Origin of the sequence: Ruegeria sp. HKCCA5463 (genome assembly GCF_013034175.1) — a bacterium.
In the GTDB taxonomy this organism is placed as follows: domain Bacteria; phylum Pseudomonadota; class Alphaproteobacteria; order Rhodobacterales; family Rhodobacteraceae; genus Ruegeria.
Genome location: NZ_WQFL01000001.1, coordinates 796,512 through 814,103 on the forward strand (window position 1 = coordinate 796,512; position 17,592 = coordinate 814,103).

At 57.7% G+C, this 17,592-nt stretch carries 17 protein-coding genes and 1 tRNA gene; 13 read left to right on the plus strand and 5 right to left on the minus strand.

What is annotated here, in order from left to right; all coding sequences use genetic code 11:
- Positions 1-2: 2 nt before the first annotated feature.
- Positions 3-1,115, minus strand: coding sequence for an acetoin utilization protein AcuC (locus tag GOW09_RS03955; protein WP_171115817.1), 1,113 nt, complete (start codon positions 1,113-1,115; stop codon positions 3-5).
- Between the two features lie 3 nt (positions 1,116-1,118).
- Positions 1,119-2,204, minus strand: a complete 1,086-nt coding sequence (locus GOW09_RS03960) for an AI-2E family transporter (RefSeq protein ID WP_171115819.1) — start codon at positions 2,202-2,204, stop codon at positions 1,119-1,121.
- Positions 2,205-2,374: 170 nt separating this feature from the next.
- On the opposite strand from GOW09_RS03960, the gene GOW09_RS03965 reads away from it, so the two are divergent.
- The 3 genes from GOW09_RS03965 to GOW09_RS03975 all read left to right on the plus strand — a co-directional run bounded on the left by GOW09_RS03965 (position 2,375) and on the right by GOW09_RS03975 (position 5,418).
- Positions 2,375-3,241 (plus strand): YihY/virulence factor BrkB family protein, encoded by an 867-nt coding sequence (locus GOW09_RS03965; protein WP_171115822.1) that lies wholly within the window; start codon positions 2,375-2,377, stop codon positions 3,239-3,241.
- Positions 3,238-5,139, plus strand: a complete 1,902-nt coding sequence (locus GOW09_RS03970; protein ID WP_171115824.1) for a cytochrome c3 family protein — start codon at positions 3,238-3,240, stop codon at positions 5,137-5,139. The genes GOW09_RS03965 and GOW09_RS03970 overlap by 4 nt, the downstream gene beginning before the upstream one ends.
- Before the next feature lie 87 nt (positions 5,140-5,226).
- On the plus strand, positions 5,227-5,418 hold the full coding sequence (locus GOW09_RS03975; RefSeq protein ID WP_152458048.1) for a hypothetical protein: 192 nt from the start codon (positions 5,227-5,229) through the stop codon (positions 5,416-5,418).
- Here the strand turns inward: GOW09_RS03975 and GOW09_RS03980 are convergent.
- Positions 5,415-6,137: an RlmE family RNA methyltransferase gene (locus GOW09_RS03980; RefSeq protein WP_152458047.1), complete on the minus strand. Its 723-nt coding sequence runs from the start codon at positions 6,135-6,137 to the stop codon at positions 5,415-5,417. The genes GOW09_RS03975 and GOW09_RS03980 overlap by 4 nt on opposite strands.
- Positions 6,137-7,249, minus strand: a complete 1,113-nt coding sequence (locus GOW09_RS03985) for a Ppx/GppA phosphatase family protein (RefSeq protein WP_171115826.1) — start codon at positions 7,247-7,249, stop codon at positions 6,137-6,139. The genes GOW09_RS03980 and GOW09_RS03985 overlap by 1 nt, the downstream gene beginning before the upstream one ends.
- A gap of 180 nt (positions 7,250-7,429) precedes the next feature.
- Here GOW09_RS03985 and GOW09_RS03990 point away from each other — a divergent pair, with 180 nt between their 5' ends.
- The 6 genes from GOW09_RS03990 (at position 7,430) to GOW09_RS04015 (ending at position 12,981) form a co-directional block, all read left to right on the plus strand.
- Positions 7,430-9,316 carry a PhoX family phosphatase gene (locus GOW09_RS03990; protein ID WP_171115828.1) on the plus strand — a complete coding sequence of 629 codons (1,887 nt, stop codon included), beginning with the start codon at positions 7,430-7,432 and terminating at the stop codon, positions 9,314-9,316.
- 247 nt (positions 9,317-9,563) lie between these two features.
- A complete protein-coding gene (locus GOW09_RS03995; RefSeq protein ID WP_117868895.1) occupies positions 9,564-9,860 on the plus strand; it encodes a virulence factor in 297 nt (98 codons plus the stop codon).
- 25 nt (positions 9,861-9,885) lie between these two features.
- Positions 9,886-10,812, plus strand: a complete 927-nt coding sequence (locus GOW09_RS04000; protein WP_171115830.1) for a methylenetetrahydrofolate reductase — start codon at positions 9,886-9,888, stop codon at positions 10,810-10,812.
- 9 nt (positions 10,813-10,821) lie between these two features.
- Complete coding sequence (locus GOW09_RS04005) at positions 10,822-11,883, plus strand: methyltetrahydrofolate cobalamin methyltransferase (protein ID WP_152458043.1); 1,062 nt, start codon at positions 10,822-10,824, stop codon at positions 11,881-11,883.
- Between the two features lie 126 nt (positions 11,884-12,009).
- The gene (locus tag GOW09_RS04010) at positions 12,010-12,837 is read left to right on the plus strand and encodes a polyphosphate kinase 2 family protein (protein WP_171115832.1); all 828 of its coding nucleotides are present in this window, start codon (positions 12,010-12,012) and stop codon (positions 12,835-12,837) included.
- 70 nt (positions 12,838-12,907) lie between these two features.
- Positions 12,908-12,981, plus strand: a tRNA-Gly gene (locus tag GOW09_RS04015).
- A gap of 125 nt (positions 12,982-13,106) precedes the next feature.
- Here the strand turns inward: GOW09_RS04015 and GOW09_RS04020 are convergent.
- Positions 13,107-14,129 carry a LacI family DNA-binding transcriptional regulator gene (locus tag GOW09_RS04020; RefSeq protein ID WP_171115834.1) on the minus strand — a complete coding sequence of 341 codons (1,023 nt, stop codon included), beginning with the start codon at positions 14,127-14,129 and terminating at the stop codon, positions 13,107-13,109.
- A 134-nt stretch (positions 14,130-14,263) separates the two neighbouring features.
- Here GOW09_RS04020 and GOW09_RS04025 point away from each other — a divergent pair, with 134 nt between their 5' ends.
- The 4 genes from GOW09_RS04025 (at position 14,264) to GOW09_RS04040 (ending at position 17,582) form a co-directional block, all read left to right on the plus strand.
- A complete protein-coding gene (locus GOW09_RS04025) occupies positions 14,264-14,449 on the plus strand; it encodes a hypothetical protein (protein WP_171115836.1) in 186 nt (61 codons plus the stop codon).
- Between the two features lie 23 nt (positions 14,450-14,472).
- A complete protein-coding gene (locus tag GOW09_RS04030) occupies positions 14,473-15,618 on the plus strand; it encodes a TRAP transporter substrate-binding protein (protein WP_171115837.1) in 1,146 nt (381 codons plus the stop codon).
- A gap of 111 nt (positions 15,619-15,729) precedes the next feature.
- Positions 15,730-16,242 (plus strand): TRAP transporter small permease, encoded by a 513-nt coding sequence (locus GOW09_RS04035; RefSeq protein WP_171115839.1) that lies wholly within the window; start codon positions 15,730-15,732, stop codon positions 16,240-16,242.
- Positions 16,243-16,253: 11 nt separating this feature from the next.
- Positions 16,254-17,582 (plus strand): TRAP transporter large permease, encoded by a 1,329-nt coding sequence (locus GOW09_RS04040; protein WP_171115842.1) that lies wholly within the window; start codon positions 16,254-16,256, stop codon positions 17,580-17,582.
- Positions 17,583-17,592: the final 10 nt, after the last annotated feature.

The following is a 17,592-nucleotide window of genomic DNA, read 5'->3' on the forward strand; positions in this document are numbered from 1 at the left end:
ATCTACCGTGAATGCCTGGCGGTGAGGTGGCGTAAATCGTTCCTCAGTTCCTGTCGTATGGGCCCGGTGTTGGGCGCGTCGCGCAAACTGTCCAGCCAGTGAGGGGGAGGCGCCTGTCCTGCGGCCCTGCTCCAGGTCAGATCCCGCAGGATTTTCTGGGCACCGACGTCAAGTGTGTCAGGAATTTCGAAATCATTCAGAGTGGCCCAGACGCCGCTCCACAAGCGCCCTACGGACCAGGGATTGTATCCGCCGCCACCCAGAACCAGAAAACGAGGCGAAAGAGGCTTCAGCGCCGCCACCGTTCGCCAATGCGCGTTGTTGGACAGGGTCAAACGCGAAAGCGGGTCCTCGGCCACGGCGTCTGCCCCGCATTGCAGGACAATCGCTTGCGGTTTGAACGCCTCGGTCGCTGGCAGGATCAATTGATCCAGAATGGCGGTGAATTCGTCGTCGTTCAGATGCCTTGGAACAGGCAGGTTGAAGGCCGCGCCACCGGCGTCTTCCTCAAGTTGGCCCGTGAAAGGCCATCGCCGCGTTTCATGGACCGAGATCATCCGAACTCTGTCCGACCCGCGAAAGGCAAGTTCAACCCCATCGCAATGATGGGCGTCGATGTCGACATAGACCACGCGATCCAAGCCAGTGTTCAAAAGGGTCTGTATCGCCAGAACCGGATCGTTCAGATAGCAAAACCCGTTAGCCCGGTCCGCAAGGCCGTGATGCGTACCGCCCGCAGGGTTGAAAACGATCCCTCCATCCCGGATCAGTTCGGCGGCCAGCATGGAACCACCTGCGGCGGTTGCCGGCCGGCGATACATCTCGGCAAAGACCGGGTTCGACAGCGTCCCCAAACCGTATCTTTTCCGTGTTTCGTCCGTGACATGCTGGTCCGCTTCCGCCTTTTGCAGGGCGGCGATATAGTCCGGCGTATGAAACGTCTCCAGTACTCCGGGTTTTGCGCAGGGGCTGACGCGGTAGTTCTCGGAGGTCAACCATCCCAGTTCGCGACACAGATCGATGACAGTTGAAACCCGCGGGATGGCCAGCGGGTGCTTTGAACCGTAGGTCGAGTTGCGGTAGATATCCGATCCGATGAACAGGGGGCGCTTCATGGCCTAGCTTGCTGTGGCCCGACTGTTATCCTCGCCCAACCTGCCATCCAGAGACATCAGTATAGCGACCGGCCGAAGTGCAGGGATGTGGCTGAAAACGATCAGGATGCATACGGTCAGAGGCACACTCAGAAACGCTCCGATCAGGCCCCAGACCGTTGTCCAGAAGGTCAGGGCCAGAATGACAAGAAAGGTCGACATGTTCAGGGATCGGCCAAGCATGGCCGGATCAAGGAAATTGCCGATCAGGAATTGGATCGTTCCACATCCCAGCACGATCACCAGGAAGGGAAGGATCGTTTCGAATTGAACAAGCGCGATCATGGCCGGAAAAAACACCGCTATGATCGAACCGATCGAGGGGATGAAGTTCAGGGCAAAGGTCAGTACGGCCCATGTTTCCGCGTATTCCAGACCAAGCGAGCGGAAAACCGTATAGCTGATGGTTGCCGTTATCAGGCTGATCAGGGTTTTGACGCCGACATAGCGCTGCAAGCTGACCGAAATCGAATCGAGCATGGCGGAAAACTCGGCTGCGGCGACAGGATCTCCGGCGGCCAGTTGGATCTTTTTCCGAAAGGCCAGTCGTTCGGCCATCAGAAAGGCGACATAAAGGCTGATCAGGAAGAACTGGTTCAACAATGAAGTGGCGCTGCCCAGCAACACGCGTGCGACATAGGACATGTCGATACTGACCAGATTGTCACGAATGAAGGTGGTCACGTCGTTGCCGACCAGCCCCGTTACACGCTCGACCGCACCGTCAAACTGGTTTTCATAGGTGCTGATGGAGCGTGCAAACTGCGTCGCCTGACTGCCCAGCACGTACATGATCATGAACAAACCCGCCAGTACGACTGTCACACCGGCGACATTGGCCAGCCAGACCGGAGCGCGGGTCAGGGCGACGACGCGATCGCTCAGCGCGATGATCAGAACATTGACCAGCAGCGCCATGGCAAGCGGGATCAGGAAGTTCGCACCGGCATAGAGACCCAGCACGATCAGGGTCGCGATGATGCATGTATCCCGGACAACGGACAGTCGAAGCCTGGGTCTAACCGTGATGTCTTTTTGATCCGGGGTCATTCGGTATCCTGTGTCCGGCACAAGCAGTGCCCATTTCCCATCCTGCGTGACCCAATCCTGCACGCGAGGTCTTGTTTATGCAATGCGTTCAGGCGTTTGTTGGCCCTCATTCTACAAATAGATTTTCACGACGGGTTCTGTGTTCTATTTCGGCAGGTTAGGGTTGCAGCATGTACACTGCCGCGAATCCCTTGTTTGGCCGACCTGTTCAGGCACTTTGGCTGTCGATCCGCCGATTCAGCAGAAAGAACGGTTTCGTCATGAGCAGCCACGTGGCCATGTCGCTGATGATGGCGCTGTTTCCCTTTGTGCTGTTCACCGTGGCGCTGGCAGGGGCGTTATCTCAAGGCTATGTCACAGATGAGTTGATTGACCTGATTTTCGGCGCGTGGCCCAAGGACGTCGCAGATCCGATCGTGGCCGAACTGCGGGCCGTTCTGGCAGGATCCGGCTCGGGTGTCATCACCTTGGGCGGGCTTCTGGCGATTTACTTTGCCTCCAACGGCGTGGCTGCCGTACGTGCAGCCATGAACCAAGCCTACCACGACGAAGACAGTTGGCCTTTCTGGAAAACCCGACTGCTCTGTCTGGTGCTGGTCATTCTGGGCGGGTCGGCCATTCTGATCATTGCAGCGGTCGAGGTGGTTTTGCCGGTCTATACGAAACTGGTGGCTGAACACACGGAAGTTGCCGTGGCCAACTGGTTTTCCGTGGATCGCCTGCGCTGGACGTTCACCGTGGCGGTTCCTGCGGGCACCGTTCTTCTGGCGCATCTTGTGCTGCCGACTCGCAGGCACAGCCTGATGCAAATTTTGCCTGGCGTCTTGTTGACTTTGGTCTTGTGGGCGGCTGGTGGGTGGGCGTTTTCAATTTATATCAGCCAGTTCGCCACCTACAGCGCCACCTATGCTGGATTGGCGGGGGCCATGGCGGCATTGATTTTCCTGTATCTCTATTCGGCGATCCTGATCTTGGGTGCCGAATACAACGGTGCATTGATTGATCTGCAAAAAGCCACCCAAGGAGATACGGCATGAGATTTGCCCTGATACTGGCCTGCCTTGCAATTGCTGGTGAAGTTCAGGCGCAGACGGCAGAGTATGTGGGTTCAGACCAGTGTACCGACTGTCATCAGCAAGAAGCCGAAGCCTGGGCCGCGTCACACCATGCGCTGGCCTGGACAGACCCCGCTGACGGCGCTGTTGTGGCGGATTTCAACGGTACCCGGTTCGATCATGACGGCATGTCCGTCCAATTCAAAAATGAGGCGGGTAGGTTCACCGCCCGCGTAACGGAAAAAGACGGTGCAACGACGGAATATGACGTACATTCCGTCGTTGGAATCGAACCCTTGCAGCAATACCTTTTCGAGACCGAACCGGGACGGTTGCAAAGTTTCGACGTTGTTTGGGACACAGAACAAAAGCGCTGGTATCACCTGTACCCTGATCAGGACCTGCCGCCTGATGACGGGTTGCATTGGACCGGCCCTTACAAGAACTGGAACGCGCGCTGCGCCGAATGTCATGCCACGGGTTTTGAGAAGAACTACGACCCTCAAACCAGAAGCTACACGTCACAACAGGTCGAAATCGGGGTCGGGTGCGAGGCCTGCCATGGGCCGGGGTCCGCACATATCGACTGGGTCCGGGAAAAGCGTTCTTCAGATGGCCTGGCCAATGCCGGCTTTCTGTTGAGTTGGGGCAAGGGGCGGACCGAACAAGAAATACAGCAATGCGCCGGATGTCATTCCCGGCGCGAGGCGCATGGCAACGGAAACCCGGTTCCGGGAACCCCGTACCATGATGCCTATAATCTGGCCGTGCTGCGCCCCGGTTCCTATCATCCCGACGGGCAAATTCTGGATGAGGTCTACGTCTACGGCTCGTTCCTGCAATCCCGGATGTATGCACAGGGCGTCGGATGCATGAACTGCCACGAACCGCACAGCGCAGAATTGAAAGCCGAAGGAAACGGGGTTTGCACACAGTGCCATTCGCCTGCCGGAAATCCGGAATTCGCAACCCTTTCCGCAAAGGACTATGACACGCCTGCGCATCACAATCACCCGGAAGACAGCGAAGGCGCCCAGTGCAAAAGCTGCCACATGATCGAGCGGACCTACATGGGTGTCGACGGTCGACGCGATCACAGTTTTCGCATACCGCGACCGGATCTTGGGCTGGGCGTTGATACCTGCACGGACTGCCATCAAGACCAGGATCAGGCCTGGGCCGCAAGCCAGATAGAGGACTGGTTTCCGGGATCGCCAAATCGACGCCCGCATTATGGGACAGTTTTCAAAGCCGCGGCCGAAGGGCAGCTCGACACGCCCGAAGGTTTGCTTGCGGTCGCAATGGATGCGTCGCAGCCGGGCATCGTCAGAGCGACCGCCGCGTATCTATTGCAACCGTTTGGGTCGCCACAGATCGCCGCTGACACAGCGCCGCTTTTGCAGGACGTTGACCCGCTGATACGAGCAAATGCAGCGGCGCTGCAACGTCAGGCCAGCCCGGCAGATCAGGTGCGCATGCTCGAGCCGTTGCTGTCTGATCCTCTGCGAAACGTGCGCATCACCGCCGCCAAAGAGTTCCTGAGCATACCGCCGCAGGGCTTGACGGCTGAGCAGCGGGCCAAGCTTGGGCAGGGCATGTCGGAATGGCAGCAGGTCATTTCGAACAGGTTGGACGCCCCGGAAACCCATCTTGTTCTGGGGGGCATGGCTTTGACGCTTCGCAACGCGCAGGCGGCGGAACAGGCGTTCAGAGAGGTCGTGACGCTGGACCCGCAGAGGGCAGAGGCGTGGCCGATGCTGGTGCAATTGGCGCAGATCAATCGTGGCCCGGAAGCTGCGCGCGTAGTGCTGCAAGAGGCGCTGGACAGGTTGCCTGATGATCCGAACCTGCTGCAATTGTCGCAACAGTTCGGGCGTTGATCCGGCACATCCGTGCCCGAATTCTTTCATTTTGACGGCAGAATTCCTTGTTACAGCCAAGAACAAAGTGCTGATCCGAGGTGAGCCATGTCCAACGAAGCAACAATGCGGAAGATGCCGGGTTCAAGCTCGGTTTCACTAGCCCAGCGGATCGAAGACCTGCGTAACCGGGAACCATCATACGTGACGCACGGAGATACGCTGATGTTGCAGGGAATGGCTGCCACGTCCTTGCGTGAACAGCGTCTGAGCGGAAATCTTATCCGGCTAGATGATTAAGAGCCGCCTCGAAACCCGGTTGCCACAACGAATTTTTCCGAACTGTCCGAGCGAGACGCCGGCGGTTTGACGTTGGCGACTTTCTGGAATTTCTGCTTGAGCAACTTTTGCAGATCGCCCTCAGCCCCCCCAGCCAGAACCTTGGCAACAAAAGTGCCGCCTTCTTCCAGAACGTCAAAGGCGAAATAGGCGGCGGTTTCGCACAGTGCCATGATGCGCAGGTGATCGGTCTGCTTGTGCCCCGAGGATGCTGCGGCCATATCCGACATCACGACGTCTGCCTTGCCGCCCAGCCAGCTTTTGACCTTCTGGTCGGCGTCATCTTCCATGAAATCCAGTACGTGGATTTCGGCTCCGGCAATTGGTTCGACCTCTTGCAGGTCGATGCCCAGCACGGTTCCGATCCGTTTGCCTGACTTTTCGCCCAGCGCGTTCACGCGTTTGACCGCCACCTGACACCAGCCGCCGGGCGCACAGCCCAGATCCACAACCCGCGCCCCGGGCACGAGAAAGCGGAATTTGTCGTCCAGTTCCAAAATCTTGTAAGCTGCGCGCCCCCGATAGCCTTCGGATTGCGCACGCTTGACATAGGGATCGTTCAGTTGCCGCTCGAGCCAGCGGGTCGAGCTGAGCTTGCGCCCGCGTGCTGTCTTGACCTTGACCTTCAGGTCGCGTTGCCCGCGGCCCGAGTTGTTTTTTCCACTTGGTGTTTTCGCCATCAGAACGGTCCGTCTTCCAATACACCGTCCGCGCTCATCTGTGCATAAAGCAGACCTTCGCGCAGCCCCCGGTCCGCCACCGAAAGGCGGTCAGTGGGCCAGCAACGGAGCAATGCCTGCAATATAGCCGAGCCGGACATGATCAGGGCTTGCCGGTCTTCACCAATGCGAGGGTCCCGGCGCCGCCCATGAGGGCCGAGTTCTAAATACCCGCGTATGACTTTGTCAATCTGATCGCTGGTCATGCGCAGCCCGTCCACTTTGGTCCGGTCGTAGCGCTTGAGGCCCAGGTGCGAGGCCGCAACAGTGGTGACCGTGCCGCTGGTGCCGACGATCTGAAACCCTTCGCGCGCCTGTTCGTCCTTGTAGGGGGCAAAGTCGGCAAGGTTTTCCTCGAAAAACCAACTCATCAACGCAAAACGGGCCGCGTCATCCTCGACATCATTGAACTGGTCCCGCAGCGTGGCGACGCCCAAGGGTACGCTGATCCAGTCAACGACCTTGGCCGCTGGAAAAGGGCTGTCGACAGTGTGAAACCCGTGATGCAGCCGCATGATGGCCGCAGGTCGGTCGCGGCGTGGAACGGACGAGATGTCGATCCAGACCAATTCGGTCGAGCCGCCTCCGATATCGACGACCAGCAACTGCTCGGTCTTGGTCGAAACCAGTGGGGCACAGGAAATCACCGCCAGACGGGCTTCTTCCTCGGGCTGAATGATCTCGAGCGTAAGGCCGGTTTCGCGCTTCACCTGCCGGATGAATTCGCGCGAGTTCTTGGCGCGGCGGCACGCCTCGGTCGCGATCAGACGCATCCGTTTGACCTTGTTGCGTTTCAGCTTTTGCTGACAGATTCGCAATGCCTGAACGGTACGCGACATCGACGCCCGCGACAGTCGTCCGGTGCGTTCCAGACCCGCGCCCAACTGCACGGATTTGGAGAAACTGTCGACCACATGGAACCCACTTCCCTTGGGTTGGGCTATCAACATGCGGCAACTATTTGTCCCCAGATCCAGTGCCGCATAAAGAGCATCCGGATCGGGTCTTGCCGGCGCGGGGCTTTCGACCGCTTTCGGGAACGCGCCCGCACCTTTGGGACGCTTGGGCGCCATCTTTACGCCCTCCGATTTTCGAGTTACCCCGACCCTAGGCGGGGGATTGCTGACGTGCAAGTGATTTCAATTTTGAAATTAACGCGCGTGTCACATGCCGTTCACAAAATGATGCGATCTCCATGGGCGAACCCACGTTCGGGTTTATCTATTAGCTCTCAGCCAGATACGGAGACCGCAATGAAAGATGAGCGCATCCTTTCCTTCGACGAATTCGATGAAGTCGTAAATCCGCGCCCAGAAGAATGTGAATTTCATCGCGTTGTCGAACGCGCATTGTCCCGTCGCGGTTTTTTGGGCGGCGTTTTGGCGATGGGTAGTTTCACAGCTGTTGGTGGCTCGCTGATTCCTTCAGGGGCTCACGCGGTTTCCAACCGCTTCGCGTTTGAGGCGATTCCCGTGTCGACTGCGGACGAGGTCATTGTTCCCGCTGGATACAAGGCGGATGTTATGGTGCGCTGGGGCGATCCGCTTTGGTCGGACGCGCCAGAGTTCGATCACGCGACCCGTGGTACGGCTGCCAGCCAGGAACGCGCCTTTGGTGACAATACCGATGGTCAGGACATTTTCTTGCATGACGGTCACGTTCTGCTGGTTGTAAACAACGAATATACCAATCGTGACATCCTGTGGGGCAACAATCCGGACGCCAAGCCAGCATCCGATGACGACATCGCAAAGGGCATGATGGCGCATGGTGTCACGATCGTGGAAATCGCGAGCACCGATGGCAAGTGGGGCATCGTGAAGGACAGCCCCTATAACCGCCGCGTTACACCGCAGACCGAAATGTCCATTACGGGTCCGGCCGCCGGTCATGACTTGATGAAAACGGCCGCCGATCCGTCCGGAACGACGTGCAAGGGAACATGGAACAATTGCGGAAATGGCGTGACGCCGTGGGGCACTTACCTGGCTTGTGAAGAAAACTTCAATGGCTACTTCTCGGCCGAAGACGAAAACCACGAGGTCAATGCTGATCTGAAACGTTATGGCGTATCGTCAAAAGACTGGGGTTACGGTTGGGCCAAAATTGATGACCGGTTCGACGTCTCGAAAAACCCAAACGAACCGAACCGTGCTGGTTTTGTGGTTGAGATCGATCCGACTGACCCAACCTCGACTCCGCGAAAACTGACCGCTCTGGGACGCTTCAAGCACGAAAACGCCGAAGTCATAGTAAACAATGACGGTCGCGTCGTCGTTTACATGGGCGATGATGAACGCGGCGAGTTTCTTTACCGCTTTGTCTCGGAAGGTGTTTATGCCGCTGGTGTGGACACAAACGCACTGTTGGAACAAGGCACACTTTCGGTTGCCAAGTTCAACGACGATGGAACCGGTGAGTGGCTTGATCTGACGCCGGAAAGCACTGGCATGGCCTCGCAGGCCGAGATCAGCATCCACACCCGTCAGGCTGGTTCGGCGGTTGGAGCAACCACCATGGATCGTCCCGAGTGGGTTGCGGCTAATCCAAACGCGCCCGAGGTTTACTGTTGCTTGACCAACAACAAGAACCGTGGCGTCAAGCCGAATGCAGGGGGCGACGATACCTCGGTCAACGGCCCGAACCCGAGGGACAAGAACAACTACGGTCAGATCGTTCGCTGGCGCCCGGATGGCGGCGATCATGCTGCGGCTGGCTTTGGCTGGGATCTGTACGTTCTGGCAGGCAATCCCACTGTCCACCAAGACGCCTATGCCGGATCCGAGAACGTGAACGCCGACAATATGTTCAACTCACCCGATGGATTGAAGTTCGACAGCAACGGCTTGCTGTGGATTCAGACCGATGGCAATTATGGCAACGAAGGTGACTTCGCCGGGCAGGGCAACAACCAGATGCTGGCAGGCGACCCTGTCACCGGCGAAATCCGCCGTTTTCTGGTTGGCCCCAACGAATGCGAGGTCACCGGTCTCAGCTGGTCGCCGGACCGTCGCACGATGTTTGTCGGCATTCAGCACCCGGGCGAAGATGGCAACAGCCATTGGCCTGAAGGCGGGGACTCGGTGCCACGCTCGGCCATTATCGCCATTACGCGCGAAGATGGCGGTTTGGTCGGCTAAGGCCATTTGCCCCATCAATTCTTGCCTCGGACGGTTTTTCCCGTCCGGGGTTTTTCTTTTTCATGCAGCGCTTTCATAGAGACGATGAGAATTATGATATGCGCGTTTTCCCGGAAACTGGGTAAAAGCCACTACACAGCAGTGGGCGCAAAACGTCGTTTGGAAAGCGTCGTGTGTCGAAAATCGACCGACGCAGGCCTACATTGAAGTTTAGAACCGGCCCATCGGGTTAGGAGGAATCACAGCAATGCCTGACGTCACCATCGTATATTGGCGCGACATTCCCGCTCAGGTCATCGTCGGCAAAGGCCGTCGTGGCGCAAAGCGGCAGTTGGAAGAACGGTTTGAACAAGCAATCGACCGTGCCGCAATGAAGGTGAACGCCAAGGACAGTGATGCCTATCTGGCCGAATGGCGCAAAGCCGAACCTTTCGCGGTTGAAGGCGATCCTGCCGAGATTGCCGAAGCCGAGGCTGTGCGTCTGGAAACGGAATACGATCAGGACCGCGTCAAAGCGCTGATCGCAAATGACGGTTGGGCATGAGCCCCAGACTTTATGGGAGGCCGAAATGGCTTTGCTGAACTTCAAGAAACGTGATGCGGTCGAAAGCGGCCCAGTAAATCCGACCGTCGAAGCCTTTTTGCAAGGCTATTCGATCGAGGTCATGCCGCGTACCGCCGAAAAGGTCGACGATTTCCGCGCGCTGCTGCCCGAGGGGACACGCGTTTACATCGCCCATATCGAGGGCACGCCCATCGAAGACATGGTCAAGACCGCCAAGCGAATTGCGGCGGAAGGTTACCCTGTCATGCCGCATTTTCCGGCACGTATCGTCAAGGATGCGGCGACGTTGGAAAACTGGATCGCCATGTATCAGGGCGAAGCAGGCGTTGAACAGGCGTTGTTGCTGGCGGGCGGTGTCGCCAACCCGCACGGCGAGTTCGACAGCTCGATGCAGCTGCTGGAAACCGGTCTGTTTGACAAGGCGGGCTTCAAGCGCCTGCACGTGGCGGGCCACCCCGAAGGCAACAAGGACATCGACCCCGACGGTTCGACCAAGAACGTCGATGACGCGTTGCGCTGGAAGCAGAAGTTCAACGAGACCACGGATGCCGAAATGGCGCTGGCAACACAGTTCGCCTTTGACACCAAGCCGATCATCGCCTGGGCCGACAGCCTGAAGGAAGCGAGCATCGATCTGCCGATCCATATCGGAATCGCGGGTCCGGCCAAGCTGCAAACCCTGATCAAATTCGCCATCGCGTGTGGCGTTGGGCCGTCTCTGAAGGTTCTGCAAAAGCGCGCCATGGATGTCTCCAAGCTGTTGCTGCCCTACGAGCCGACCGATGTCGTGACCGAACTGGCCAACCACAAGGCGGCCAACCCGGATTTCAACATCACCAACGTGCACTTCTTCCCGCTGGGCGGGATCAAGACCAACGCCAACTGGGCGATCAATAACGGCGGCGCTTCGGCAAAGCCTGTTAACTCCTAAGGAACGGACATGACCCGAACAGTCGTAGAATCAAAAACAAAAACAGCCGTCCTGGGCTTTGACGAACCGTTCTGCGTGATCGGTGAGCGGATCAACCCGACCGGCCGTAAGAAACTGGCCGCCGAGCTGGAAGCGGGCGACTTTTCGACCGTTGAAAAGGACGCCTTGGCTCAGGTGGCGGCTGGCGCGACCGTTCTGGATATCAATGCGGGCGTTGTCTACAACTCGAACCCCAACCCGAACGAGACCGAACCACCGCTGATGCGAAAGATCGTCGAGCTGGTGCAGGGTCTGGTTGACGTGCCGCTGTGTATCGACTCGTCGGTTCCGGGCGCGCTGGAAGCCGGCCTTGAGGCCGCAGAAGGCCGCCCACTGCTGAACTCGGTCACCGGCGAAGAAGAACGTCTGGAACTGGTTCTGCCGCTGGTCAAAAAGTACAACGTACCGGTCGTGGCTATCTCGAACGATGACACTGGCATTTCGGAAGACCCCGATGTGCGCTTTGACGTCGCCAAGAAGATCGTCGAGCGCGCTGCCGATTTCGGCATCCCTGCACATGACATCGTGGTTGACCCGCTGGTCATGCCCATCGGTGCGATGGCGACCGCCGGTCAGCAAGTGTTCGCGCTGGTCCGTCGTCTGCGCGAAGAACTGGGTGTGAACACCACCTGCGGTGCGTCCAACATCTCGTTCGGTCTGCCGAACCGTCACGGCATCAACAACGCGTTCCTGCCGATGGCGATGGGTGCGGGCATGACCTCGGCCATCATGAACCCGGTGGCGTTGCCCGTGACGCAGAAGAAGATCGCCGAGAAAAAAGAGGCCGTGGCGGCAGCCGGTATCATCCTGCCTGAAGGCATGGACGATGAAACCTTCGTGCAGATGTTCGGTCTGGGATCGACCAAGCCGCGCGCCGGCAAGGAAATGGAAGCCATCCGCGCGGCAAACCTGCTGACCAACAACGACCCACATGGCGGTGAGTGGATCCGGTTCAACAAAGCACCGGACGAAGCGGGTGCCGCAGGACCCGTAGGTGGACGTCGCGGTGGTGGCCGTCGGCGCCGCGCCTGATCTGAACGACACAGACTGCAAAGGCCGGGCTCAGCGCCCGGCCTTTTGCATTTGACCCTGATCAATGTCGAATTTGCAGAAGGCTTCAGAATACCCTGATCCAGGATGCATTGACCAGGTAGCAGCATGAGTAAACATCACCCCCCAAAACTCTCGGATGCGGATCTGACCCGGAAACTGAACAAAAAGGTCTACTTCGATCAGCTGATCGAATTGCAGACACGATTGGCCGGAATTCAGCAAGCTTATCTGTTTCATGGGCTCAAGGGCGTGTTGGTTTTCGAAGGGTGGGACGCTGCCGGAAAAGGGGGGACTATTCGCCGGATCAGTCAGGCCCTGGACCCGCGCAGCTTCAAGGTCTGGCCGATCGGTGCACCCCGGAACTACTATCTCAACCGGCATTATCTGTTGCGTTTCTGGGAACGCCTGCCGCCTTCGGGTGCGATTTCCGCTTTCGACCGCAGCTGGTATGGCCGGGTTTTGGTTGAGCGGATCGAAAAGCTGACCCCGGAAACACGCTGGCGGGCCGCGTATCAGGAAATCAATGATTTCGAACGAATGCTGGTCGATGACGGGACTCGAATCGTGAAACTGTTCTTCCACATTTCACAGGAAGAGCAGATGCGCCGATTTACTGAGCGGCTGACCAACCCGATGAAACGCTGGAAGCTGACTTATGAAGATTTCAGAAACCGCGAAAAATGGGATGTCGCAGAGGTGGCCGTGGATGAAATGCTGGCACGGACGTCCACGGAAGTTGCCCCTTGGCACGTGATCCCGTCCAACAACAAGAAATATGCCAGGATTACGGCCATGAAGGCCATTGTCGAGGCGTTTTCGGAAGGGGTTGATCTGAACCCCCAACATCTGGATCGCCGTACCTTGGAAGCGGCAGGCAAGACCTTGGCAGTCGACCAGTCCCTGATCGACAGCCTGCGAGCCCGAACCGAGTAAGACCCCGAAAAAGGTTGGTTGCGATCCGGGTTGAACGTCTGGATGTTCTGGTGTTATTTCATCTGACAAGGCGGGTATGATGTAATGGTAGCCTGTCAGCTTCCCAAGCTGAACGCGCGGGTTCGATTCCCGCTACCCGCTCCAAATCGGACTGCAAGGCGCTGTTATTTCATTGAAAAAGGTGACGCTGCGTGGCTTTGCCACCACCTTCGCAGATCTAATCGGCACGTGTTTCCACGGATTTGATCAAAGGGCTTGTATAGCCGGTTCTAGCTGTTGAGGCCAAGCAAGGACTCTCTGCCAACGATGTGCGTCGGCAGTTCAACAGATTTGCCCGGTGCATTGGATTCGATCATCTGAATCAACGCCTGGGCAGCCTTGCGCCCCATGTCACGATGAGGAACATGGACAGTTGTCAGGGCAGGGGCGACAATGCGCGCAAGCTCGATATCATCAAATCCGGTGATCGATACATCTTCGGGCACCCGCAGTCCCATCTGCTGAGCTTGGCGTACCGCACCGACGGCCAGAACGTCGTTGCCGCACAACACCGCGGTCGGCGGGTTGTCATTCGACATGAGATGCTTGAACGCATCGGCGCCGTTTTCAATCTCGTACGAGGTTTCGATCACCGACAGGTCGTCCTGCGACAGTCCATGTCGGGACATCGCGTCTTTTATCCCCTGGATCCTCAGACGCGCACGGTCGTTGCCCTTGCTGATGCCTGAAATCGTTGCCAACCGCGTATGGCCTAATTCGATGATCTTGCTTGTCAAAGCCTTCATCGCCCGTCTGTTGTCAAACCCGACGGACGGTATTGGTTCGTCTGGCAGGAAGGACCACGCGACAAGGGCCGGCACTTTACGCCTTTCGAGATAGTCGTAGATTTGCGCGTCACGGTCATGCCCGATCAGCAACAGCCCGTCGGCGCCCCGCGCAACCAGAGTTCGGATCTGTTCTTCTTCTGCGGCCGGTTGATAGGCCGAGCTGGAGACCAGCAAGGTGTAGCCCTGTTTGTGGATCTCTTCTTGGAACGCCTGCAACCCCCTTGCAAAGATTGCATTTTCCATCGTCGGAATTATCGCGCCGATCGTGAAAGAACGCCGTGCAGCCATCACTCGGGCTGCAAAGTTCGGCGTGTAGCCAAGGGTGTCTACGGCAGACAGAACACGTTTCCGCGTTGCCTCGACCACCTGTTGCGGGGTGTTCAGGCACCGTGACACGGTGGCAGTTGAAACGCCTGCTGCCTTGGCAACGTCATCCAGCGTCGGTGCGGACCGATGTTTTGACATTCTCGAACTCTCAATTCCGGTTCGCCTAAGTTAGTCGCATTTTTCCAAGGATGAAAGCGTTTATGTAAGCGCTTGCATTTATGATGTAAGCGCTTACAAATGTATTTGAGCCGATTCTGAAGGGAGTCCCGGAAATGTATCTCGCTGCATCAGTCATCGTTTTTGCGATCTATTTCGCAAATGTCGCTTTGGGTGCTTTTGCGAGCAGCGCGTTTCTTGGCGACGTTGGAGAGATGTTGGTTCTGTTCGCGGCTTCGATCCTGTTCGTTGTCGCAATTCTGAAAAAGGAAGCTGACCGGGACGCACAAGACGGCAGCTGAACTTTTGCTTGGGAGGGCAATTGATGAAAACCGACAAGACCGAAATGGCATCGGCCGAGCGCCGCAATTTTCTGAAACTGAGCGCCAGTGGCGCGTTTACGGCCGCATTGGTCGCTGGGGCAGGGGGCGTTTTGTGGTCTTCCGAGGCCGCCGCGCAGACCGCGAAGGAAGAAAGCGAGCGTGAAAAGGCCGCTGACCATGTAATGACAGTAGCCACAGCTTACGTGCTGGGCGCATCGCGCAGCTACCCCATCATGCAACTGGATCTGAAAGAGAACATCCAGAACGCCACAAACGGCAAGGTCTATGTCAAACTGGCCCCCGGCGGTCAGCTTGGTGCGGGTGGCGCACTGGTCCAGAAGGTGCAGGGCGGCACCATTCAGGCCGCGCAGCATTCGCTGTCGAATTTCGCGCCGTTCGCGTCGACAGTCGACCTGATCAACATGCCGTACCTGTGCGGCTCGAACCAGCGTTTCACGAACCTTGTCCATTCGGACACGTGGAAAAGTGAGGTTCACCCCAAGGTCGAAGCGGCAGGGTTCAAGGCTCTGTTCTATGTGAACATCGACCCGCGCGTCGTTGCGGTTCGTCAGGGCGGCAATGCCGTGCTCACACCCGGTGATATGAGCGGGATCAAGTTCCGCGTGCCGGGATCCAAGATGCTGCAACAATACTACCGGATGGTCGGCGCCAACCCGACGCCCGTTGCCTGGGGCGAGACCCCCTCGGCCATCAAGCAGGGCGTTGCGGATGCGCTCGATCCTTCGGTTGGCGCACTCTATGTCTTCGGCTTCAAGGACATCCTCAGCCATGTGACCTTCACGCAGGCGGTGCCGGACAGCCAAGTTTATTCCTGTAATCTGGAATGGTTCAACTCGATGCCGGCTGATGTGCAGGAAGGCATCATGTGGGGGTCGGAAATGACCAGCCATCAGAACCTGTCCAAGGTTCCGTCGGCCCGCGCCTATGCCATGGCCGAGCTGAACAAGGCCGGGGTGCAGTTCCATTCGCTCAGTGACGATCAACTGGCGGAATGGCAGGATGCAGGCGGGTATCAGAACGCCGATTGGGATCCGTTCAAGATGGAACTGGCCGGATCGATGGAAAACTTCGAAAAGCTGGTCGAAGCCGCCGGTACTCAAGGCAAATATTACGTCCACGACGCCTAAGGCCCAAGCCGTGGACGCCTGACAGGCGTCCACGAACTTTACATTCAGTCAGCCCGACAACATCCCGCCAAGCTAGGCGTGGGTCAGGCTGTATCTGCGCCGGAGGATCAGATGACCATTCTTCAAAACATAGACCGGAACGCAGAGCGCTGGTTGCTGCTGGTGTTCTACGTGATGCTGGTGATTACCATGGCCATCGAAGTGCTGCGGCGCGAGATTTTTGCTTATTCGTCGATCTGGGGCGAGGAAATCGTTCGGTATTCCTTCATCTACCTGGCCTGGATCGGTGCCGCGGCTGCGGTGAAAGAGCGGGCGCATATCCGGATCGATGTGATCATGCATTACATCGGACCACGCCCCAAGGCGGTGCTGTATATTTTCGGCGATCTCGTGATGTTCGGCGTGGCGATCATCGCGCTCTACTGGTCGTATGAGGCGGTTCATGTCTCGGCCAAGTTCGGCTCGGTCACGGATGGGCTTCGGGTCTCGAAAGTCTGGTTCCTTATGGCGGTGCCCGCCGGATTCGCCTTGATGATATGGCGGCTGATCCAATCTTTCCTGCGTGACGTGAAATCACTTCGTGACGGCACCCCCGTCTTCGAAGGCGACAAGCTGTTTGACTGAGGAGAAAACGAATGCTTTGGAATTCCCTCAATCAAACCGTTGAACTGGGCTGGGATTTTTACCTGCCGGTGATCCTGTTCGTAGGCCTGATCGCCTTGGCCGTGCCCGTTTGGGCCGCCATTGGCACAGCGGCGATCGTGATGCTGATCATGTCCGGTGATCTGCCTCTCAGCCTGGTCGGAGAAAGCCTGTTCACAGGTATCGACGCATTCGCCCTGACCGCTGTTCCGTTGTTCATTCTGACCGGAGACGTTCTGGTGCGGACCGGTCTGTCGCGCAAATTCCTGGACGTAGCCGAGGCGCTGACATGCTTTGCCAAGGGCGGGTTCGGGTCGGCCACGGTTCTGGTCTGCGGTATGTTTGCCGCGATTTCAGGGTCGGATGCTGCCGGGGCGGCGGCGGTTGGTCGGATGACCATCAGCCGGTTGGTGGAAAGCGGGTATCCGCGCCCCTATGCCTGTGCTCTGGTTGCGGCTGGTGCTTGTACCGGCATCCTGATCCCGCCTTCGATCGCCTATATCATCATCGGCCTCGTGCTGGGTATTTCCGCCTCGACCCTGTTTCTTGCAGCCTTGATCCCGGGTCTGGCCATCCTAGTGTCGATCCTGATCACCAACATCATCATGAACCGCCTTTATGCCTATGAGGGCGGCGGCATGATGACCATGGGTGAATGGCTGGCCAATCTGGGCAAGGCGCTGAAATCGGGCTGGTACGCCTTCATCGTGCCGGGGATCATTTTCTACGGCATCTTCTCAGGTCGCCTGACCCCGACCGAAGCCGGCGCAACCGCCGTCGTCGTCACCATCATCATGGGCTTCATCCTGCGCACACTGACGCTGGCGGACTTTCCATCGATGCTGGTCAGTTCGGCCAAGGTGAACGGAGTCATCCTGCCGATCATCGCCTTCTCGGCACCCTTGGCCGAAGCACTGGCGATCATGGGCGTGCCACAGGGCTTCGTGGCCTCGGTCACGTCGCTTACCGATGATCCGTATCTGTTGATCTTGCTGATGATCGGCATCCTGATCGCAGCGGGCTGCGTGATGGAGACAACGCCGAACATCGTGATCCTGGCACCGATCCTGAAACCGCTGGCCGACAATATCGGCATGAATGAAATCCAGTTCTGCATCATGATGATCACCGCGTTGGGTGTAGGCTTCATCACACCGCCGCTGGGTCTGAACCTGTTCGTCGTATCTGGCATTACCGGTGAGTCCATTCTGAAGATTGCCGCCCGGGCCATTCCTTTCGTACTGACCATGCTGATCGTGGTGATCCTGATCGCCTACGTGCCTGCTGTGTCGACCACACTGCTTCCTGAAATCTACCAATAGGACCTGCTGA